This is a genomic window from Aliirhizobium cellulosilyticum, assembly GCF_014198105.1.
Classification (GTDB): domain Bacteria; phylum Pseudomonadota; class Alphaproteobacteria; order Rhizobiales; family Rhizobiaceae; genus Neorhizobium; species Neorhizobium cellulosilyticum.
Genome location: NZ_JACIGW010000002.1, coordinates 695913 through 717871, shown reverse-complemented (window position 1 = coordinate 717871; position 21959 = coordinate 695913). Strand labels below are relative to the sequence as shown.

Here is a 21959-nt window from a genome sequence, read left to right as displayed (position 1 = left end):
AAAGTGTCTCACATGCCGGGTGAACAAGGCATGAAGATGTCTGCTCCACATGCCTGCGCAGGCGTCAGGCTGTCAAACCCGCATGGGCGCGTCAGGGTATCGCAAGCCTTTGATTCGGCCGTTTTCTCAGCGGCGTGGCGAATATGCCGCGTCACCGCAAACCCGGTCGTTTTAGTCGTGATTGGAGATATGCGTGGGCGCACCAAAAAAGCCGGACCGAAAACGGACATGCCGTCTCCGGTCCGGCGACTGGAGCTTATCCATTCCGCTTGAGAAGTTCACGCACCATCGCGTCGTCCACCTTGCCGGTCGGCTCCTGGCCGATCGAACTCTGGAACGCCTTGATCGCCGCAACCGTCTTGGCGCCCATCTTGCCGTCCGGCGTGCCGGCATCGAAACCGTTCTTGTTGAGAATGGCCTGGATGTTGCGGATCGCCTTGGTCATGTCGATCGATGCAGTGGTCAGTTTCTTGCCGGAAACCCATTCGTCCGGAATGTTAACTGCATTGGCATTCGGGTCGAGCGGCTTGGCGGTCCAGGCATTCAGCTTGGCGCGAGCGCTTTCCAGCTGCTCCTTGCGCATCGCCTTGCCCACCTCTTCCTGCTTGGCGGCAGCGTCCGTATCGCCACCCCTGGCAGCTACGCCGAACCACTTGTAGCTCTCTTCGAGATCTTGGCGCACGCCGTTGCCGCGGGCATAGAGGATCGCGAGGTTGAACTGGCTATCGGCAACGCCGTGCTCGCTTGCCTTGCGGAACCACTCGACGGCCGCCGCATAGTCCGGCTGGCCGGCAGCCCCCGAAGCGTAAAGAACCGCGAGATTGTGCATCGCGCTGGCATTACCCGCCTGCGCCGCCTGACGATAATAGGAAATCGCCTCGCCGAGATTGCGCTCGACGCCGGTTCCCTTCTCCAGAAGGTTGCCCATCCGATACTGAGCCGGCGCAAGACCGCGATCGGCTGCAAGCTTGTACCACTTGGCGGCTTCGCCGAGATCGGTCGTAACTCCGCGGCCGTCGCTGAAGCGTGCACCGATTTCAAACAGCGCATTGGCGTCACCGGCCGCTGCCGCATCGGCCATCGATTGTGGCTCGATACCGGCAGGCACGGCGATCGAGGCGTGTTCGACCGGTGCGATCGGTGCCGCCGGCAGGTCTTCCGCCGGAGCTTCCGCAACCACATCCGAATCGCTTGCCTGCGGCGCTGCAGCCTCGGGTGTATTTGCCATTTGCTCCACCGGCGGAGCAGTTATCTCGGGCGCAGCGCTCTGCGGTAAGACCGGAGCCTCGGAAGCCGCCGGCGTCTGCGGAACCAGAGCGGCAGGCGTCGGCGCGCTTGCCTCGGGAGCGGCCGCAATCACCGGCTGCTCGACCGAAGCTACCTGCGGTGCCGGGCTGCCGCTCGTCACGGTCTTGATCAGCGGCATTGCCATCAGCGCCAGAAGCACGGCGCCGACTGCCATCAGGATCGGCCGGCGATGGCGCGAAAAGGCCGATGCGCCCTTTTCCTTCTCTGCCTTGCCGATATCAGGCTTCGCCTTGGCGGGTTTGGCCTTTGCAAGCGAGCCCATCTGGGAAGGATCGGCCTCCTGCGCGGCGGCCTTTGCGGCCCGGCGGGCAGCAGCAATATAGTCGGCGCGGTCGCCTGTGCGATCGCCACCCCGCTCGCTGCCGAATTCTCCCGCTGCCTGGCTGGCTCTCACCCGCTCGAGGATCTTGCGAACGTCTGGTGCACCTGAACCCGGCTCCAGAAGGTCGTTTTCGCCTTCGCTCTCCAGCATGTCGCCGGCAACCACGGCATCGTCTGCCGAAGGATCGATCGATGGCGTCGGGTCGACGAAGGTGCGTGCCTTGGCAGGCTTGTCCTGCTTCGAGCCGGGGAGAAGGCGCTTGGCCAGCCCGCCGAGCAGGCTCTTCTTCGCAGGCTTTTCTTCGTCCTCAATGTCCGTCTCGGCATCGACCGGCAAGAGCATCGCCGGAACATGATCGGCCATGGTGGAACCGATCGCGCTGGTCTCTCTCAACCGGGCTTCCGTGCGCGGCATGTCGAGGTTGGCCAGTTCACGATCCGCTTCGGCTGAAACGGGCGGCATCGCAACGGGTGCCGCCTCGCGCGCCACCGGCATGTCGCGCTGGATCGGCGCAGCCGCAAAGGCCGGCTGGCGAACAGGCTCTTCGTTTCGATAGGACACGGCAGGCGCAGTCGCAAACTGGCCTTCCAGCTGGTCCAGCCGTTCGGCGATCTGCACCAGCGTGCCGTGCAGTGCCTCGAACGTCTGGTGTGTCCGGCTTTCGGAACCGCGCGTCAGCTCTTCGAGATGCTTCAGGTCGTCGGCAAGGGCTGCAAGTGCCGCCATGTCTCCGCTTGTGCCGGGCGCGCCGGCACTCAGATTACGTGAATAGGCCTCGACCACCGCTTCGGCCGCCTGCCGGGCGGCCTCGACGATATATTCGTCATTGGTCGCCATATAGCCTTCGATCGCCGCCATGCGGCTGTCGAATTCCGGCGGCCATGCGGCGGGCGTACTGCTCGGCTGCGAAATCAGCGTCGAAAGATTGGCAATCTGGGCTTCCAGCCCGCGCAGCGCCTCGTCGTCATTGCGTGGAGCGGATGTTGCCTCGTCCAGTTGCGCTGCAATCGCGCTAAGCCTGTCCTCGATCCGCACGAAAGCGCCGTCATCGGCATGCAGGGGCCGCGGCTGCTGTTCCATCTCCTCAATCCGGTGCGACAGATAATCGAGCCGCTCGCCAAGCCCCTCGGCGCCAAAACTCGTGTCCAGCGCATCGATCTTGCGCGAAATGTCGGAAAGGTAGTTGGTGACGTCTTCCTGCTGGCCGGGAACATGCATCTGCTGCACCAGCACCGAAAGCTGTTCGATACGCTCCTGCAGCTGTGCCGTTGCCTGCTCCTCGGCCATGTCTTCGATTTTGCCGGCGAGCAGCTCGATCCGCATGGAAAGACCGTCGGTGGCGCTCTGGTCGGCAGTATAGCGGCCGATCGTTTCCACCTGTTCCATCAGCCCGGCCAGCCGGTCTTCAAGCCGGTCTTGCAGCCGCTGCATCGCAAGCTCGTCCTGCGCATTGGCAGCGCTGGCTCGGGAATTGGCGGCAATTGCGCGGCTGATCTCGTCCAGCCTGTGGTCCAACTGGCTGAACTGTTCGGTGATCGCCGCGTCATTCGGCTTCATGCGAGAGCCGAGCTGTTCCATCATGCCGGCAAGCGCCAGCAGCTTCTGTTCCAGCGCGCGAATGGTCGGGCTGTCCGCCATCACGCCGAGCTGGTTGCGAATTTCGTCGACCCGGTAGGCAAGCGCCACCAGTTCTTCGCGCAGCGCACTCGTGTCGGCGTCCTGAAGGCGTTCTTCCAGCCCTACCCACTGGTCCTGCATCTGCCGCAGCGATTCCTGCCGGGCAAGCCCGTCCATGACGGTCCGCAAATCCTCGAATTCGGAACGCAAGCCCGAAGCGCCTGGAGCGGATTGCATCGCAAGCTGGTCGATGCCCTGGGCCAGCCGTGCAAGGTCCGCCTGCACATCCTGCGTGAAACGCGAGTCCTCTGCCTGGGCGCGGATCGCACGCACTTCATCCTTCAGCGCCCGCATCTCGTGCGATACGCCTTCGGAAATGTCGCGCTTGAGATCATGCCTCAGGCCGGAAAGCGTCTCGGTAAATTCACGAATGTCGGCGCGGCGCTGGTTGGCCTCGGCCACGCGCGTGGCAACCGCCGGCTGGCGAATGTCTTCGCGGCGGGTGCCGGTGCGCTGTTCGGTGCGAGCGGGTGCTGCAGGCATTGCTGCACTGTTTTCAAAACGGCGGCTGCTCTGGCCTGCCTGTTCGAGCATGCGCTGCCGCTCGCGGATTTCCGCCAGCGGGTCGCGCGCACGCTCCGCGTAGCCCGCATCGACGGGGCTCGCCTTCGCACGCGGATCAGGCCCGGCCGGCATACGCGGCTGTCGATTGTCGTCAATGGCTCTTTGCGGTGCGACTACCTGTGCTTGGATCGGTGTCTGCGATGGCGCGCGTCCACCCGCCATCAGGCCCTGGATGCGTGCTTCCAGTCCCTCGATTGTGCGGCTCAGCGCATCCAGCGACGAGCGGTCTCGGTCGCCGTGACGGGGATGTGCCGATCGTGATCCGTTCATGTGCTCGCTCGTTTCGACGTTGATCCTGCCGGTCCGACTCTGAACGTTTCCCCCGGAGGTATTCCTCCATGAGTAAAACTGAATATTAGAGAAACCTTACGCAAGACTTGCCATTGTGACGGTTTGAACGCTTTTCGAAGCAAACGCACCGAACCGTCAGATCGCCTACTATCTCTGCAAACATGGTAAACAACCCGTTAAAGGTGCTCCAGATTTTAATTATTTCACGACATTCTAATATTTATGCCGCGGCTGACTTCGCACCTGCCCGCCCTATCTCGGAGCCTGTGCCTCATAAATTGCGTGTGAGTACCAATTGACGTTTACGCGCACGTCAATTAAATGACGAATGCAAGAATTGGCAGTGTCAGCGCAGCGGCCCTTGATCGGGACGCTTTCGGAAACGAAGCGCAGAAGGAGTGGTGCTGCCGATGAAGATGACAGGGAGGATGCTCATCGATGCCAATCTATAAGGCCCCGACCACTGATACGCTTTTTATTCTCAACGATGTTCTGGGCCTTGAGCGCTATGGCAACCTGCCCGGTTTCGCCGATGCCTCGCCGGACATGATCGAGGCGATCCTCGGTGAAGCGGCAAAGGTGGCTGAGGAAGCACTGTTTCCGCTCAATCTGTCAGGCGATCAGGAAGGCTGCAGCCGAAGGGATGATGGCTCGGTCACCGTACCGAAGGGTTTCAAGCAAGCATACGATCAATATTGCCAGGGCGGCTGGATCGGTCTGGCCGTGCCGGAAGAATTCGGAGGGCAGGGGCTTCCCTATACGCTGCACGCCGCTGTCGGCGAATACATGTCGTCGGCCAACATGTCGCTGATGATGTATCCGGGCCTGACCCAGGGCGCGATCGCCGCCATCCTTGTCCATGGTTCGGATGAGCAGAAGGCCACCTATCTGCCGAAAATGGTCGAGGGCACATGGTCTGGCACCATGAACCTCACCGAACCCCATTGCGGCACCGATCTCGGTCTTCTGCGTACCAAGGCCGTGCCGCAGGGTGATGGTTCCTACAGGATCTCCGGCCAGAAGATCTTCATCTCCGCCGGCGAACACGGCATGACCGACAACATCATCCATCTGGTTCTCGCCCGCATCGAAGGCGCACCGGAAGGAACCAAAGGCATCTCGCTGTTCATCGTGCCGAAATTCATGGTCGGCGAAGACGGTTCGCTCGGCGCCCGCAACGGCGTCACCTGTGGCGCACTCGAAGAAAAGATGGGCATCCACGGCAATTCCACCTGCGTCATGAACTATGATGATGCCACCGGTTACCTGATCGGCGCGGAGAACAAGGGCCTGTCGGCCATGTTCGTGATGATGAACGAGGCCCGCCTCGGCGTCGGCCTGCAGGGCCTGTCGATCGCCGAGACCGCCTACCAGAACGCCGTGGCTTACGCCAACGAGCGCATCCAGGGCCGTTCGCTCTCCGGCGCCAAGGCCCCGGACAAGAAGGCCGATCCGATCATCGTCCACCCGGATATCCGCCGTTCGCTGATGACGATCAGGTCGTTCAACGAAGCCGGCCGCGCCTTCCTGCTCTGGACGGCGCTGAAATCCGACATCGCCCACCGCTCGCCGGATGAGGCCGAACGCCAGAACGCCGACGACCTTCTCGGCCTCGCCACGCCGATCCTCAAAGGCGTGCTGACCGACAAGGGTTTCGACCACGCCGTCATGGCCCAGCAGGTTTTCGGCGGTCACGGCTACATCGAGGAACACGGCATGAGCCAGTATGTCCGCGATGCCCGTATCACCATGATCTACGAAGGCGCGAACGGCATCCAGGCGCTCGACCTGGTTGGCCGCAAACTGGCCTTAAACGGCGGCCGCGCCGTTATGGCCATGTTCAAGGAAATCGGCGATTTCTGCGAGGAAAACCGCGCCGACGAAACGATGGCTCCCTATACCAAGGCGTTGAAGAAGGGCCTCAACGACCTGCAGGCCGCAACCATGTGGTTCATGCAGAACGCCATGGCCAAGCCGGACAATGCCGGCGCTGGCTCTACCGATTACATGCACCTCTTCGGCCTCGTGACCTTGGGCTATATGTGGGCCAGGATGGCAAAAACCGCTCAGGAAAAGCTTGGTAGTGGTGACCCGCGCGAGGAGTATCTGAAGAACAAGCTGGTGACCGCGCGTTTCTATATGGAAAAGATCATGCCGGAAACTGCGTTGCGCAAGGTGCGCATCGAGGCGGGCAGCGACAGTGTGATGGAACTGGCTGCGGAAGCATTCTGAACCATTTCTAAGGACAAGGCGCTCCGAAGTGCCGCCCTGAAAGGGAAAACGGGAGAGACAACACCATGACCGAAGTCTTCATTTACGATCACGTGCGCACGCCGCGCGGTCGCGGCAAGAAGGATGGCAGCCTGCACGAGGTCCCCTCCGTCCGCCTCGCCGCCAAAACGCTGGAAGCCATCCGCGACCGGAACAATCTCGATACGGCAACCGTCGACGATATTATTATGGGCTGCGTCGATCCGGTGATGGATAGTGGCGCCGTCATCCCCAAGGCCGCCGCTTTCGAGGCCGGATATTCGACCAAAGCCCCCGGCATGCAGATCTCCCGTTTCTGCGCCTCGGGCCTCGACGCCATCAATTTCGGCGCCGGCAAGATCGCCGCCGGTTCGGACGACATCGTCATCGCCGGTGGTATCGAATCGATGTCCCGCGTCGGCATGGGCATGTCCGGCGGCGCCTGGTACATGGATCCTTCGGTCAACTTCCCGGCTTATTTCATGCCCCAGGGCGTCTCGGCCGATCTGATCGCTACCAAATACGGTTTTTCCCGCGATGACGTCGATGCCTATGCCGTCGAAAGCCAGAGACGCGCCGGAAAAGCTTGGGATGCCGGCTACTTCAACAACTCCGTCATTCCCGTAAAAGACCAGAACGGCCTGATCATCCTCGACCGCGATGAGCACATGCGTCCGGGAACCGACATGCAGGCGCTCGCTTCCCTCAACGCCTCCTTCCAGATGCCGGGCGAAATGGGCGGCTTCGAAGCCGTCGGCATTCAGGCCCATCCGGAAATCGAGAAGATCAACTATGTCCACCATGCCGGCAACTCGTCGGGCATAGTCGATGGCGCTGCTGCCGTCCTGATCGGCTCGAAAGCGGGTGGCGAGAGCATGGGCATCAAGCCGCGTGCCCGTATCCGCGCTTTCGCCAATATCGGCTCCGACCCGGCTTTGATGCTGACCGGCCCGGTTGACGTCACCGAAAAGCTTCTCGCCCGCACCGGCATGAAGATTTCCGATATCGATCTGTTCGAACTCAACGAAGCCTTCGCCGCCGTGGTCCTGCGCTACATGCAGGCTTTCGATATCAGCCACGACATCATGAACGTCAACGGCGGCGCCATCGCCATGGGCCACCCCCTCGGCGCCACCGGCGCGATGATCCTCGGCACCGTTCTCGACGAACTGGAACGCCGCGACCTGAACACCGCACTGGTCACCCTCTGCATCGGCGCCGGCATGGGCACGGCGACGGTGATCGAGCGGGTTTGAGAGGGTCTTAACCCTCCCCCTTGTGGGGAGGGTGGCCGGCAGGCGGGAGGGGTCTCACGACAATGAAGATCCCCTCCCCAACCCCTCCCCACAAGGGGGAGGGGCCCAACCGCCAGAATTTCAGGCCAGATTTCAGGGAAGAGGAAATCCCACCATGAGCACCTACACCAATTTCACCGTCGAAACCGACGCAGATGGCATCGCCCTCATCACTTGGGACATGCCCGGCAAGTCGATGAACGTCTTCACCGTCGAAGTCATGGACGAACTCGAGGCGATCCTCAAACAGACCGTCGAGGACGCTGCCATCAAGGGCGTCGTCTTCACTTCCGGAAAGTCCACCTTCTCCGGCGGCGCGGACCTGACCATGATCCGCGGCATGTTCTCCATGCTTCAGGACGAGCGCGCCAGAGACCCGCAGGCCGCCGCCCAAAAACTCTTCGATGCCGCCGGCCGCATGAGCTGGTTGTTCCGCGCCATCGAAACCAGCGGCAAGCCCTGGGTCTCCGCCATCAACGGCACCTGCATGGGCGGCGCGTTGGAACTGTCGCTCGCCTGCCACGGCCGCGTCGTCTCCAATTCGAAATCGGTCAAGCTGGCGCTGCCCGAAGTCAAGGTCGGCATTTTCCCCGGCGCCGGTGGCACCCAGCGCGTGTCGCGCCTCACCGATGCCCAGTCCGCCCTGCAGATGATGACGACAGGCCAGTCGCTTGCGCCTGCGCGCGCCAAGGCCATGGGCCTCGTCCATCAGGTGGTCGAACCCGATCAGCTGATCACCGCCGCAAAACAGATGATCAAGGACGGCCTCAAGCCCGTCGCCCCCTGGGACGAAAAAGGCTTCAAGGCCCCCGGCGGCGGCGTCTGGACACCCCAGGCTGCCCAGCTCTGGCCCGCAGCCCCGGCAATCCTGCGCCGCGAAACCGCCGGCAATTATCCCGGCGCGCTCGCCATCCTCAAATGCGTCTATGAAGGCCTGCAGCTTCCCTTCGATACGGCCCTGAAGGTCGAGCAGCGCTATTTCACGCAAGTTCTGCAGACCACCGAAGCCTTCTCGATGATCCGTTCGCTGTTCATCTCCATGCAGGAACTCGGCAAGGGCGCCCGCCGCCCGGCCGGTGTGGAAAAGAGCGAGTTCAGAAAGGTCGGCGTCGTCGGCGCCGGCTTCATGGGCGCCTCGATCGCCTATGTCACCGCCGCCGCCGGCATCCCTGTCGTCCTCATCGATCGCGATCAGGCCGCAGCCGACAAGGGCAAGTCCGTCTCGGAAAAACTGGTGGCAGACAGCATCGCCAAGGGCCGCATGACGAAGGAGGAGGGCGAAAAGCTCCTCTCGCTCGTCACCCCCACGCCCGATTACGCAACCCTCTCGGATGCCGACCTCGTCATCGAAGCCGTCTTCGAAGATCGTGCGGTGAAGAAGGCCGTCATCGAACAGATCGAAGCCGTCATCCCGGAAACCACCGTCTTTGCTTCCAACACCTCCACCCTGCCGATCACCGGTCTCGCCGAAAATTCAAAACGCCCGGACCAGTTCATCGGCGTGCATTTCTTCTCGCCGGTCGAAAAGATGATGCTCACCGAAGTCATCCTCGGCAAAGACACCGGCGACAAGGCGCTGGCGGTCGCGCTGGATTTCGTCGCGAAAATCAAGAAGACCCCGATCGTCGTCAACGATACCCGCGGCTTCTTCGTCAACCGCTGCGTCTTCCGTTATATCAACGAGGCCTATGACATGCTCACTGAGGGCGTGCCGGCCGCAATGATCGAGAATGCTGCCAAGATGGCCGGCATGCCGGTCGGCCCGCTCTCGCTCAACGACGAAGTCGCCGTCGATCTCTCCCAGAAGATCATGAAGGCCTCTATCGCCGATCTCGGCCCTAACTCGGTCAAGCCCGAGCACATGGACCTGATCGACAAGATGGTCGACGTGCTGGATCGCCGCGGCCGCAAGAACGGCCAGGGTTTTTACGACTACCCGGCCAAACCGGCCAAAAAGTCCCTCTGGCCCGGCCTCAAGGACCTCTATCACCAGAAACCGGCATCAGAAATCGACGTTGAAACCCTCAAGCAGCGTTTCCTCGTCACGATCGCGCTGGAGGCCGCCCGCACGGTGGAAGAAGGCATCGTCACCGACCCCCGCGAAGCCGATGTCGGCTCGATCCTCGGCTTCGGCTTCGCGCCTTACACGGGCGGCACGCTGAGCTATATAGACGGCATGGGCGTAAAAACCTTCGTCGCGCTGGCCGAAAAACTGGCGTCACAATACGGCGATCATTTCGCCCCGACCCCGCTCCTGAAGGACATGGCCGCCAAGAGCGAAACCTTCTACGAGCGCTTCAACCCCTATGCCGAAGTCGGCAAAGCGGCTTGAGGCCACGGGCCTCTTCCCTCATTCCTTTGCCTGTCACAGGAATCCAGCCAGCCCAAGTCATTGGGCTGGAAAGACCCTTCAATTCAGGTGAAGTGTCGAAGCGAGGTCGTGCTTTAAGACCGCCATTGCTGCCGCTCAGCCCTTCTTCACCCGAAACCGGTCGAGCCTCAGCCTCTCCCGCTCGTCGCTCAGGCTTTTGGCGGCGAGCCAGACCGCAGTCACCACGCTGGCCGTCGAGGCGGCGCAGAGGAGCAGCATCAGAAAGATCTGAGATTGCGCCGCAATTAGCGGATTGGCCCCGGCCAATATCTGCCCGCTCATGATGCCGGGCAGCGTGATCAGCCCGGCGCCCGCCATCTGGTTCAGCACCGGCAGCGTGCCGGCATAGATCGCCCGCTGCATCAACGGCGCCATCGCCTCTCGGCGCGTGCGCCCGAGCGAAAGCTGCGCCTCGATGGCTGCCCGCTGGGAAGACACGCCTTCGAAAATGTTGTTGAGCGCGATGCTGCTGGCGCTCATCGCCGAGCCTAAAATGATGCCGAAGATCGGAATGACGATCCTTGGTGCAGTCCAGTCTTCCGATCCCGCCACCGTCATCAGCGCAAAGGCCGCGACCAGCATCGTGCCGCCGGAGACCGCAATGCCGGAAAGCCCGTAATGCCAGAAGCCGATCAGCTTCTTGCGCTGCCGTGACCCCACTTCGAAAGTCGCTGCCACTAGCATCGCGAAAAGAACCAGAAGGCTCAGCCAATGGTCGGCGCTGGTAAAGATGAAACCCAGCACGAAACCGACCAGCAGAAGCTGCGCCACCATTCGCAGCGCCGCGATCAGGATGGACCGGTGAATGCCGAGGCTGAAAGCCACTGACAACACCGCGTTGACCAGAACCAGCAACGCCGCAAATGCCAGCTCGAAAGGGCCGAAGACGAGACCGTTCATTGCGGCCTCGCAAGCGTCATCACATGGTCGGCCAGCCGCTCCACCTGTTCCGGGTCATGCGAGGTCAAAACCACGGCGCATCCATCGGCCATCAGCTCTTTCACGATCTCTTCCACCGCCTTCACAGAAGCCGGGTCCAGCGCCGAAGTCGGCTCGTCCAGCAAAAGCACTTTCGGCCGATCCTCGATCGCCCGTAAAAATGCCATCCGCTGCCGCTCCCCGGTCGAAAGCCGCTCGGGTGCTGCCTCCAGCAGCGAAGCATCGAGAAAAAGCCGCTTCATCCCGTCGGTCTGCGCGCTTGCATCGGCAAAATGCTCGCCAACCGTTGCCGCCCACCAGCCGGGTTCGGAAGAAACATACCGCACCACCCGCCGCCATGCTGGCCCTGTCATCGAAGACGCCGCCAGCCCATCGACAAAACACTCCCCCTCATGCGGCACCAGATCGGCAATCATCCGCAATGTCAGGCTCTTTCCCGCCCCCGAAGGCCCGCTTACCGCGAGACACCGCCCCGCAGAGACTTCAAGCTCGATCGGTCCAACCAATTGGAATTTCAGCCCCCTGGCCGTCAGTCTTATCGCGGGGTTTTGCATGGGTGTCGTAATGGCATTAGGGGCGTTGGGGCGCAATATGGTGTGGGGACGGTTTGATGCGGTGGAAAGGGAAGCGTGGCCGATCGACGTCTTCATTGATGATCGCATGTCTGACGAATTATCAGGTCGAGCCGGACAAGTCGGATTTAGCTTTCCGAGATTGCTTGTGTCTGGATCCTCGGGTCAAGCCCGAGGATGACGGAGGAGAGGGATGCGCAAGGGCGCTTAAAGTAAACATCGAGTTTGGCTTGATTGCTTAATTTACTGTTTTATGCGGCTCCCACAAGTAAAGCATGCGCTCAGCAGATATTTGGAGAAACGTTGGCTTTCGGCTAAGCGCTACCCTAACGGCCGTCATCCTCGGGCTTGACCCGAGGATCCAGACGCAAGCCTAAAGTCGATGCCAATCCGGTAAAACGTGCCAGCCGGAGAGAGCCTTCTTCACCCAAGCTCATATTACAAATCCCGCCAGTGCGGGTTCATCGTCTCGATCAGCTCGATCTTCCATTTTCGGTACCAGCGCTTGAGTGATTTCTCCCGCTGTATCGCCGTCGTGATGCTCAGATGCTCCTCATACCAGACAAGCTGTCTGCAGCCGTATTTCGAGGCAAAACCGGGTGTCATGTCTTCGCGATGCTCCCAGATGTGCCTCTCAAGATCAGACGTCACGCCAATATAGAGCGTTCCGTTTTTGTGGTTGGTGATGATGTAGACATATCCCGCCATGCGAGCAGGATGTTGGGATGCACGCGCGTCGTCAATCCTAGCATTGTAGGGGCGTGTGCCTGGATCCTCGGGTCAAGCCCGAGGATGACGACAGATAGGTGAGAGCCAGAGTGCTACAAGCAAAGCAACGTCATTGTGCAAGCATGGAAATGTCGTCCGTCAGACCTTTATACTCGACGCACCAAGTTGCTGCCGCGTTCTCTGGCGAAACCTAAAAAGTGAGGCAGTACCGACCTTATTTCTGCCGACCAAGCACGACATCGCGTTAGGTGCTGTCCTACATCCCCTCAGATCCGTCATCCTCGGGCCTGACCCGAGGATCCAGACACAAGCACTCCAAGCGTCCTTGAGCATGGGGACGAAATCATGCCATGACCGAACAAAATCAACATCTTACGAAAATTTTATCCCCACCCTCCTAACCTATGACTACACTCTCCCCGTTCCGTCACGGATACACCGGCAGGCGTGCCGGCGAGGCGGGACCGGCGCTGGGGGTGAAGGGACGACGTGAACCGTCACCACCGGGGTCTGCGGAAAATGGTCTCCCTCCGGCGACACGGGGGAAGCGGCAAGGTTTTCGGACCGGCCTGCCGCTTCTGATGCCCGAACGGCGCGTCGGATGTGCCTGTGCGGCACACATGGTGGCCTGAAGGATGGTCTCGCCGGGCTTCGACCAAGTCCGTCCGTGAGAACGGAAAGCCCGGCGGCGGTGAAATGGAAGGTTGGCGATAAGTCCTCGGGTTTAACCCGAGGATCCGCCCGTTTTCCATCAAGCCAGACGAAAACCATTCGGCAAGGCAACGGCAGAGGGACCGGAGTCGCGGATAAAAACTGCCGAACGGGGCGCTGAGAGGTGTCACTTACAAACTAAATCATGAGGCAGCTTTCAGCGCCCCGTCCGAACTTGGAAATGCTCAAGATCGCCAAGGGCGTATTGCATCCATATCCCGATGCGCATCTGTCACCCAGTCAACGACCTTAATCCCTGCGACAAATCCGCATTTCGAGCATTCGCCCGTGGAGGACGCAAAAAATATTCGCATTTGCCGCTTTCGGCGGCGGTTTTCTTTCCTCACAACGCGCCTATTTTCTGCGATCACCACGGCAACTCATTCGTTGGAGAATACCGAAATGAACCTCGTCAAAACCACTCTCAAGGCTGTTGCCGCCGCCCTGCTCGTGCAGGCTGCTTTTGCCGCTCCGGTCTTTGCCGGCGAAAATCTCGACAAGATCAAAAAGGCCGGCGTCATCCGCATCGGCACGGAAGGCACCTACGCCCCCTTCACCTTCCACGACGCATCGAACAAGCTCGTAGGCTTCGATGTCGAGATCGGCGAAGCGGTTGCCAAGAAGCTCGGCGTGAAGGCACAGTTCATCGAAGGCAAGTGGGATGGCCTGATTGCCGGTATCGATGCGGATCGTTATGACGCCGTCATCAACCAGGTCGGTATCACCGATGCCCGCAAGCAGAAATACGCCTTCTCGGAGCCCTATATCGCCTCCAAGGCCGTGCTGATCGTCCGTGACGACAACACCGATATCAAGGGTTTTGCCGACCTCAAGGGCAAGAAGGCCGCCCAGTCGCTCACCAGCAATTACGGCAAGATGGCCGAGGCCGCAGGCGCCGAACTCGTCGGCACCGATGGTTTCGATCAGTCGATCCAGCTGGTTCTTACCCGCCGCGCCGATGCGACGCTGAACGACAGTCTTTCCTTCTTCGATTTCAAGAAGCAGAAGGCCGACGCACCGGTCAAGATCGTCGCCGAACAGGCTGAAGCCAGCTATTCCGGCGTCCTGCTGCGCAAGGGTGACGACGAACTGGTGGCCGAGGTCAACAAGGCGCTGGCCGATATCAAGGCCGACGGCACCTACAAGACGATCTCCGAGAAATATTTCGGTCAGGACGTCTCCAAGTAAGGGATATGCAAGAGATATTCGTCCGATCCTCCTGCACTTGAACCGTGCTACGATTTGGCGAAAGCTGAACCCGAACGTCCGGCCTTGGCCGGGCGTTTTCGTGTTAATGATCATAGAGCGTTAGAGAGTAAGGACTTCGCCCGTGCCGCATTGGCTTCAACTGATGATGGATTCATTTCCGACCCTGCTCTGGGCCGGTGTGAAATTCACCGTGCCGCTGACCTTGCTCTCCTTCGCCTTCGGCCTGACGCTCGGTCTCATCACCGCCGTCACAAGGCTGTTCGGCCCGAAGCCGCTGGTGCTGATCGCAAGGTTCTACGTCTGGGTCATTCGCGGCACGCCGCTGCTCGTCCAGCTTTTCGTCATCTTTTACGGCCTGCCCAGCGTCGGCATCCTACTCGATGCCTTCCCGGCGGCGCTGATCGGCTTCACGCTCAATATCGGCGCCTATTCGTCCGAAATCATTCGCGCGGTCATCGCCTCCGTGCCGAAAGGCCAGTGGGAAGCGGCCTATTCGATCGGCATGAACTGGCGTCAGGCCATGGCCCGCACCATCCTGCCGCAGGCCGCCCGTGTTGCCGTGCCGCCGCTCTCCAACACCTTCATCTCGCTGGTCAAGGATACATCGCTCGCCGCCGCCATCACCGTGCCGGAACTGTTTCAGGCCGCCCAGCGCATCGTCGCCACCACTTACGAGCCGCTGATCCTCTATATCCAGGCAGCGATCATCTATCTGGCGCTCAGCTCCGTGCTTTCGGCGCTGCAGGTACGGCTGGAAAAACGCTTTTCAAGATATGGCGGCATGCTGGAGGCCAACCGATGATCGAGCTCTCCCATATCCGCAAGAATTTCGGCGACCTTCAGGTCATCGACGATATCAGCCTCAAGGTAAATGAAGGCAGCGTCACTGCCCTTGTCGGCCCGTCGGGCGGCGGCAAGAGCACGCTTCTGCGCTGCATCAACCTGCTCGAAATCCCAACTTCCGGCACGATCCGCCTAGGTGATGCGGTAATCGAGTTCGCTCCCGGCAAAAAGGTCGGCTGGGATGCAGTTCAAAAAATCCGCCGCCAGACCGGCATGGTTTTTCAGAATTTCCAGCTTTTCCCCCACCGCACGGCGCTCGAAAATGTCATGGAAGGCTTGGTCACGGTGTTGAAATGGCCGCGTGAGAAGGCGGAAGCCCGTGCGCGTGAACTGCTCACCAAGGTCGGCATGGCGCATAAGGTCGACTCATGGCCCTCGACCCTTTCCGGCGGCCAGCAGCAGCGTGTAGCAATCGCCCGTGCACTCGCCATGTCGCCGCGTGTGCTGCTCTGCGACGAACCCACTTCGGCGCTCGATCCGGAACTGGCAACCGAAGTCGTCGAGGTCCTGAGCAAGCTTGCAGCCGAAGGCACGACCATGGTCATCGCCACCCACGACCTGCGCCTCGCCTCCCGCGTTGCCGATCATGCGGTCTTCCTCGAAGCCGGCAAGGTCGTCGAACAAGGGGCGGCCGATCGCGTTTTCGGCGCACCGGAACACGAGCGCACCCGCCGCTTCGTTTCCTCCATCAGCGCTGCCGTGCAATCGGGCTACGGGGAGGGGATCTGATCGGGTAATCGGGGCCGAAACGGACGGATGGGGAACTGATATTCGTCAAATCGGCCTTGACGCCGGGCTTGAGAGAACTAGACCGCGGACACTTTGTTTCGTTCGGGAGTGCATTCTTGAAATCCTTGGCAACCTTCTCAGCTTTCTTTGGCAAGACCTTCGCAATCTGGGTCATCCTCTTCGCCGTCCTCGGCTTCTTTTTTCCCGATACATTCAAGCTGGTAGCGCCGTGGATCGTCGCCCTTCTCGGCATCATCATGTTCGGCATGGGCCTCACCATCTCGGTCGATGATTTCCGCGAACTGGCCCGCCGCCCCTATGAAGTGGCGATCGGTGTCGTTGCCCATTTCGCCATCATGCCGGCACTTGCGCTGCTGCTGACGAAGATCATCCCGATGCCGCCGGAAGTCGCCGCCGGCGTCATCCTCGTCGGCTGCTGCCCGGGCGGCACCTCGTCCAACGTCATGACCTATCTTGCTCGTGGCGATGTCGCGCTGTCAGTTGCCTGCACCAGCGTCACCACGCTGGCGGCCCCCATTGTCACGCCGTTTCTGGTCTGGATGTTTGCCAGCCAGTACCTGCCGGTCGATGCCTGGGCGATGTTCGTCAGCATTCTCGAAGTCATCATCCTGCCGCTGGCGCTCGGTTTCCTGGCGCAGAAGCTGATCCCGGGCCTCGTGCGTGCCGCGATCCCGGTTCTGCCGCTGGTCAGCGTCGTCGGCATCATTCTGATCGTCGCGGCTGTTGTCGGCGCATCGAAGGGCGCGATCGCCCAGTCCGGCCTGCTGATCTTCGCCGTCGTCATGCTGCATAACGGCCTAGGTTATCTGCTTGGTTATTTCGGCGCCAAGGCGCTCGGCCTCAATTTCTACAAGCGCAAGGCGCTCGCAATCGAAGTCGGCATGCAGAATTCCGGCCTGGGTGCAGCCCTTGCCACCGCCTACTTCTCGCCGCTCGCCGCAGTCCCGAGCGCCATCTTCTCCGTCTGGCACAACATTTCCGGCGCGCTTCTCGCTAACTGGTTTGCCGGCAAGGAAGATGCCGATGCAGATGCGGCAACCAACCGGGTGGTTATTCCGCATTGAAGAAGGCGGAACGCTTTCCATAAAAAAAGGGCGGCTCCCGGGCCGCCCTTTTCAATTTTTCCATGCGCTTAGCTTTACCGCACGACCATCTGCTGCTGGCCGGTGGAAGCGGCGGGTTTCGGGTCGCGGGTCTTGGCCGGTGCCGGCTCCGCGGTGCCGAGATACTTGTCGCGTTCCCGCCAGACGGCCGGGATTGCAAGAAGTCCAACCGCAACGACCGCAATCGCCGTTTTTGTCAGTTCGTCCAGCTCCGGCGAACGGCCGTCGAAATAATAGACGAAGTAAACGATGGCGACGTGCCAGACATAGACATAAAGCGAATGGCGGCCGAGCAGGCGCAGGAAACGCAGAGTGAACACCCAGGTCAGTGCCGAGGCAATCGCGCGAACCCATGCCGCCTTGTGCTTCGGGCCGGCAACGATCAGCCAGGTGACGAGCAGACCCATCGCCGCGAAGTTCAACAGATAGACCGGACCGAAATCTGCACGGATTTCCATCGAGGCGAACTTGCCGATCATGTGCGGCGGCATCAGCTCATTGGCGGTAATCAGGCGCAGCGGCAGGAAGAACAGCACCAGCACCAGCGCCACCTTGGGGATGAAGGTGTTGTCGGGCGACAGCACATTACCCCAGTTGATCTTGCCCGAAGACGTCAGCGCGCCGAGCACCAGACCCGAGAAGAACACGATCTGCCAGCCGAACAGGTTGAACGAAACGCGCAGCCCCTGATCATCGGCACCCATGACCAGCTCGTTGAGCGGGATGGTGAGCAACTGGTGCAGGCCAAGCTGGCCGGCCATCCACAGCATGATCGATGCGGCCACCACATAGTGCCATTTGTCTTCCAGCACGAGCTTGATCAGCATTGGCGCAAACAGCATGTAGATGATGTATTGCGGCAGAATGTCCATGAAGGTCGGCTGGTACAGGAAGGTCGCGATCGCGGCGAGACGCAGCGGATCGTCGAAGGTCGTGTAGCCCAACCAGTTGAACCAGATCGAATAGGCGCCCGGCAGCACCATCTGCGCCACCATGACCGCGATCACGATGCCCATCGCATAACGATAAAGCTCGAACGCGCGGCTATAGATCGCCGAACGACCAGCCGCATATCTGGCCTTCATCATCTTGCGGGCGTAAACCATGCCGATCATCAGGCCGGAAAGGAATACGAAACCCTGAGCGTCCTCCACGAAGGCGAGCTGGTTGTGATTGATTTTTACAAGCAGGTATCCACCAGCAAAGATAAGGTGGTTGAGTACCATGAACACGAGGAAGTACCCTCGCATTCCGTCAATGATTTCAAAGCGCTTCATCGGTCGCGGTCTCCGTCTCTGCCGGTTCCGATGGTGCCAGCCCCTCGGTCCGTAAGGCCTCTGCGGGCCAGGAAGTCACGCGCCTAAACGTCGCGAGAAGCCGGAGAGTTCCGGCAAGAATCGGTATTAGCCGACGTTCAGACATTTCAACCGTAAACAGTCCGTGATGACTGTCACATGAACGGCATTTGTCAGTGGATGTGGAAAACTATTCGGCGGCGACCCGGCGCAAACCGGCGCTTTGCGTCAGATAAGCGCGGATTGCCGCAGGCTTTACTGGCTTGTGCTGCACGGCAATGCCATGCCGCTCGGCCTCTGCCCGAACCTCCGGTGTCCGGTCGGCCGTGATCAGCATCGCCGGTATTGCGGTCTGATAATGGGACCTCAGCGCAAGGATTGCCTCGATCCCATAACCGTCGTCGAGATGGTAGTCGGCGATGATGACATCCGGCGGCGGTTCGCGGCCCTTGATGATCGTATCGATCTCGGCAAGCGAGCGGGCCTGGCCGACCGTGCAGCCCCAGCCGGTGATCAGAAGGCTCATGCCTTCGAGGATCTGCGGTTCGTTGTCGACGCAGAGCACCCGCAATCCATTCAACACATTGGCGGGTTTTGCACGCTCGCGTCGAACTCTGGCCGAAGCAGCGTTCGGCGCAGCAAGGTCTCGCGGGTTCTCGACGCGGAAGCTCGTGCCGCGGCCGGGCTGCGAGGCAAGCTGTACCGGATGGCTCAGCATCCGCGACAGCCGGTCGACGATGGAAAGCCCCAGCCCCAATCCGCTTGCAGTCCGCGCGCCATCCTCCAGCCGGGCGAATTCCTTGAACACGGTGCGGAATTTTGATGACGGAATGCCGATGCCTGAATCCAGCACCTCGATGATTACCTTGTCGCCACGCCGACGCGCGCCGACGATTACCTTGCCCGAGACCGTGTACTTGATCGCGTTGGAAACGAGGTTCTGCACCAGTCGCCGCAGCAGGTTGGCGTCGGAAACCACTTTCAGCGAGGTCGGCATGACGACGAATTTGAGATCCTTCTCCCGCGCCATCGGCGAAAAGTCCGTGTCGATCCGCTTGAACAGATCGTCCAGCTCTATCGAGCTGAAACGGGGCTTCATCGTGCCGGTGTCGAGCCGCGAAATGTCCAGTACGGCGCCAAGGATTGTTTCGACCGATTCCAGCGAACTGTCGATATTGCGGGCGATTGCCGCATTCTTGTCCGCGCCAGCCAGTCGTTCGACCAGCGTCGAGGAATAAAGCCGGGCGGCATTGAGCGGCTGCAGAATGTCATGACCGGCGGCGGCAAAGAAGCGGGTCTTGCTGACATTCGCCTCGTCGGCCGAAGCCCGAGCCTCGCCGAGTGCGCGGTTGACGCGGGTAAGCTCCGCAGTTCGCTCCCCGACCCGCTGCTCCAGCGTCTCGTTTGCCTGTTTCAGCGCCTGATCCGCAGCAACACGCGCGGTAATGTCGGTAAAGGTTGCAACGAAACCCGCATCCGGCATGGGATTGCTGCGCACTTCGATGATCCGCTCACCGCCATGCACCATCAGCGAGAAGGTCGTTCCGAGATCCTTGAACTGGCTGGTAATAGCCTGCTTGTCCTTCTCGCTCACATCGCCGCGTTCGGCCAAAAGCGCGACGATATCGGAAAGCTCGAAGCCTACCTGTCCAGCCTGTTCGGGAAGATCCAGCAACTGGCGGAACCGCCGGTTCCACACCGTCAGCCGGTCGGAACTGTCGAACACGGCAATCCCCTGGTCCATGTGGGAAAGCGCCGTCTGCATCATGTCCTGGTTATATTGCAGCGCTTCGCTTGCCTGATCGAGCAGCCAGGCCGTGTCGGAATTGGTGTCCTCCACCTTCTGCAGCAGAAGAGAAAGCACAAGCCGCGCCGAAGACGAGCCGATTGCGCTTCCAAGTAACTGTTCGGAAAAATGGATCATCGCCATATCTGCCTGCTGGTCGTCGCGGAAACGGCGCCCGGCAGTCTTCTCGTAATTGGAAAAGGAGCGCAGCATCCGTTCCTCGCCAAGATAGCGGGCGATCACGGTCTTTAGGTCACCTACGCTGATGCGGGTCTTCCAGCCGCGCGTGGCAAATTGTGACCGCGGCTGGCGCTTGACGAAAATCCCCGCCTGCAATCGCTCCACCGGGCGTGGATTTCGCGACAGCGAACCGAGCACGAATGCAATCGTGTTGAGCGCGAGGCTGAATATCGTCGTCGTGACGAAAGGATCGATCTCCCGCCCGGAAAAGATCGCAGCGCCGGGAAAGATGAAATTCAGCACGGCCGCCGCGATATGGGAGTTGTCCGGTCCGCCAAGGCTCGGCAAGAACAGGAGATAGGCCCAGGACAGGAAGCCGAAGGAAAGGCCTAAAATGGCGCCGCGCGCATTGGCCCGCCGCCAGATCAGCCCGCCGAGAAGGGCAGGGGCGATCTGCGCAATGGCGGCAAACGCGAGCAGGCCGATCGACGCCAGCCCCGACTGGCTGTCGGCCATCCGGTAATAACCGTAGCCGAGCAGCATCACGGCAAAGATCGCCGCACGGCGGATATTGAGAAGCGTGCGGGTGAGGTCCTGGCTTGCGCCGGCATGCGAGGCGAGCTTGCGACGCAGGAAAAGCGGCAGCACGATATCGTTGGATATCATGATCGACAGCGCCACCGATTCCACGATCACCATTGCCGTTGCTGCCGAAAAACCGCCGATGAAGGTCATCAGCGTGACGAAGGGAAGCCCGGCTTCGAGCGGCAGCGTCAGAACATACAGGTCGGCATCGCCCATGCCGCCGAACGTGATCAGCCCGGCTGCCGCCACCGGGATCACGAAGATATTGATGGCGATGAGATAGACCGGCAGCAGGAAAGCGGCGGCACGGCGTTCCCGCGGTGTTCGGTTCTCCACCACCGTGACATGGAACTGCCGCGGCAGTATGACGATTGCGAACGCCGACAAAAGAATGACCAGCACCCATCGGCTGACCGGCGTTTCATAGGATGCAGCGGATGCAACCAGCAGGCTTTCTGATGCCCTGGCCGCAAGATCCGACCATCCGTCGAACATGAAGAACACGACGGCGATCCCGACTGTCGCGAAGGCGACCAGCTTCACGAGGGACTCCATGGCGACAGCCAGGATCAGCCCGTCCTGATGTTCTGTCGCATCCGTATGGCGAGTGCCGAAGACGACGGCGAAACAGGCCATCAGCAGGGTAACGATCAGCGCGAGATCGATGAAATGCAGGTTGCCGCTGCCGATGCCGAAATCGGATGGATTGACCATCACCGCGACGGAGCTGGACACTGCTTTCAGCTGCAGCGCGATATAGGGCACAGTGCCGACCAGCGCGAGCACGGCGACGATCGCTGCTACCGTGGCGTTCTTGCCGTAACGGGCGGCAATGAAATCGGCGATCGAGGTGAGTTTTTCCGCCTTGGCCAGTTCGACGATGCGGCGAATGATCGGCATGCCGAGCGTGAACGCCAGGATCGGCCCGATATAGATCGCGGCGAATTCCAGCCCGCGCTGGGAAGCAAGGCCGACACCGCCGAAATAGGTCCAGGAGGTGCAGTAAACAGCAAGGCTCAAGGCATAGACCAGCGGTCGCCCGCCTTTGGGAACACCCGAAAGCCGGCTCTTTCTGTCGCCGTAACTCGCCACCGCAAAAAGCAGCAGAATATAGGCGAATGCCGAGACAAGAATGACCCAGCCTTGAAGCATGTTTCCTCCCCCGCAGGCACGTGCGGA

At 60.7% G+C, this 21959-nt stretch carries 13 protein-coding genes; 7 read left to right on the top strand and 6 right to left on the bottom strand.

Annotation, left to right across the window (positions count from 1 at the left end):
- Positions 1-256 precede the first annotated feature (256 nt).
- On the bottom strand, positions 257-4141 hold the full coding sequence (locus tag GGE33_RS12205; RefSeq protein ID WP_183823415.1) for a peptidoglycan-binding protein: 3885 nt from the start codon (positions 4139-4141) through the stop codon (positions 257-259).
- Between the two features lie 459 nt (positions 4142-4600).
- Between GGE33_RS12205 and GGE33_RS12200 the strand changes: the two genes are divergently transcribed.
- The 3 genes from GGE33_RS12200 (at position 4601) to GGE33_RS12190 (ending at position 10039) form a co-directional block, all read left to right on the top strand.
- A complete protein-coding gene (locus GGE33_RS12200) occupies positions 4601-6394 on the top strand; it encodes an acyl-CoA dehydrogenase C-terminal domain-containing protein (RefSeq protein WP_183823413.1) in 1794 nt (597 codons plus the stop codon).
- Positions 6395-6459: 65 nt separating this feature from the next.
- Positions 6460-7668 (top strand): acetyl-CoA C-acetyltransferase, encoded by a 1209-nt coding sequence (locus GGE33_RS12195; RefSeq protein ID WP_183823411.1) that lies wholly within the window; start codon positions 6460-6462, stop codon positions 7666-7668.
- A gap of 154 nt (positions 7669-7822) precedes the next feature.
- The gene (locus GGE33_RS12190) at positions 7823-10039 is read left to right on the top strand and encodes an FAD-dependent oxidoreductase (protein ID WP_183823409.1); all 2217 of its coding nucleotides are present in this window, start codon (positions 7823-7825) and stop codon (positions 10037-10039) included.
- Positions 10040-10174: 135 nt separating this feature from the next.
- Here GGE33_RS12190 and GGE33_RS12185 read toward each other — a convergent pair whose 3' ends face one another.
- From GGE33_RS12185 to GGE33_RS12175, 3 genes are all read right to left on the bottom strand, one after another.
- Positions 10175-10978 (bottom strand): ABC transporter permease, encoded by an 804-nt coding sequence (locus GGE33_RS12185; RefSeq protein WP_183823407.1) that lies wholly within the window; start codon positions 10976-10978, stop codon positions 10175-10177.
- Positions 10975-11523, bottom strand: a complete 549-nt coding sequence (locus GGE33_RS12180) for an ABC transporter ATP-binding protein (protein ID WP_210303628.1) — start codon at positions 11521-11523, stop codon at positions 10975-10977. Before GGE33_RS12180 ends, GGE33_RS12185 begins: the two co-directional genes overlap by 4 nt.
- 504 nt (positions 11524-12027) lie before the next feature.
- Complete coding sequence (locus GGE33_RS12175) at positions 12028-12297, bottom strand: GIY-YIG nuclease family protein (RefSeq protein ID WP_183823405.1); 270 nt, start codon at positions 12295-12297, stop codon at positions 12028-12030.
- Between the two features lie 1134 nt (positions 12298-13431).
- On the opposite strand from GGE33_RS12175, the gene GGE33_RS12170 reads away from it, so the two are divergent.
- The 4 genes from GGE33_RS12170 (at position 13432) to GGE33_RS12155 (ending at position 16895) form a co-directional block, all read left to right on the top strand.
- Positions 13432-14217, top strand: a complete 786-nt coding sequence (locus GGE33_RS12170; protein ID WP_148144446.1) for an amino acid ABC transporter substrate-binding protein — start codon at positions 13432-13434, stop codon at positions 14215-14217.
- A 142-nt stretch (positions 14218-14359) separates the two neighbouring features.
- Complete coding sequence (locus GGE33_RS12165) at positions 14360-15040, top strand: ABC transporter permease subunit (protein WP_148144445.1); 681 nt, start codon at positions 14360-14362, stop codon at positions 15038-15040.
- On the top strand, positions 15037-15810 hold the full coding sequence (locus GGE33_RS12160) for an amino acid ABC transporter ATP-binding protein (protein ID WP_148144444.1): 774 nt from the start codon (positions 15037-15039) through the stop codon (positions 15808-15810). Before GGE33_RS12165 ends, GGE33_RS12160 begins: the two co-directional genes overlap by 4 nt.
- A 116-nt stretch (positions 15811-15926) precedes the next feature.
- A complete protein-coding gene (locus GGE33_RS12155) occupies positions 15927-16895 on the top strand; it encodes a bile acid:sodium symporter family protein (protein ID WP_183823403.1) in 969 nt (322 codons plus the stop codon).
- Between the two features lie 74 nt (positions 16896-16969).
- Here GGE33_RS12155 and GGE33_RS12150 read toward each other — a convergent pair whose 3' ends face one another.
- The gene (locus tag GGE33_RS12150; protein ID WP_183823401.1) at positions 16970-18211 is read right to left on the bottom strand and encodes an OpgC family protein; all 1242 of its coding nucleotides are present in this window, start codon (positions 18209-18211) and stop codon (positions 16970-16972) included.
- 208 nt (positions 18212-18419) lie between these two features.
- Complete coding sequence (locus tag GGE33_RS12145; RefSeq protein ID WP_183823399.1) at positions 18420-21932, bottom strand: PAS domain-containing hybrid sensor histidine kinase/response regulator; 3513 nt, start codon at positions 21930-21932, stop codon at positions 18420-18422.
- Positions 21933-21959 lie beyond the last annotated feature (27 nt).

What these genes read in the sequence shown, in the direction of transcription:
- GGE33_RS12185 (WP_183823407.1), bottom strand. Translation starts at nt 10,978, where the DNA reads ATGAACGGTCTCGTCTTCGGCCCTTTCGAGCTGGCATTTGCGGCGTTG.
- GGE33_RS12195 (WP_183823411.1), top strand. Translation starts at nt 6,460, where the DNA reads ATGACCGAAGTCTTCATTTACGATCACGTGCGCACGCCGCGCGGTCGC.
- GGE33_RS12175 (WP_183823405.1), bottom strand. Translation starts at nt 12,297, where the DNA reads ATGGCGGGATATGTCTACATCATCACCAACCACAAAAACGGAACGCTC.
- GGE33_RS12150 (WP_183823401.1), bottom strand. Translation starts at nt 18,211, where the DNA reads ATGAAGCGCTTTGAAATCATTGACGGAATGCGAGGGTACTTCCTCGTG.
- GGE33_RS12200 (WP_183823413.1), top strand. Translation starts at nt 4,601, where the DNA reads ATGCCAATCTATAAGGCCCCGACCACTGATACGCTTTTTATTCTCAAC.
- GGE33_RS12190 (WP_183823409.1), top strand. Translation starts at nt 7,823, where the DNA reads ATGAGCACCTACACCAATTTCACCGTCGAAACCGACGCAGATGGCATC.
- GGE33_RS12160 (WP_148144444.1), top strand. Translation starts at nt 15,037, where the DNA reads ATGATCGAGCTCTCCCATATCCGCAAGAATTTCGGCGACCTTCAGGTC.
- GGE33_RS12170 (WP_148144446.1), top strand. Translation starts at nt 13,432, where the DNA reads ATGAACCTCGTCAAAACCACTCTCAAGGCTGTTGCCGCCGCCCTGCTC.
- GGE33_RS12205 (WP_183823415.1), bottom strand. Translation starts at nt 4,141, where the DNA reads ATGAACGGATCACGATCGGCACATCCCCGTCACGGCGACCGAGACCGC.
- GGE33_RS12145 (WP_183823399.1), bottom strand. Translation starts at nt 21,932, where the DNA reads ATGCTTCAAGGCTGGGTCATTCTTGTCTCGGCATTCGCCTATATTCTG.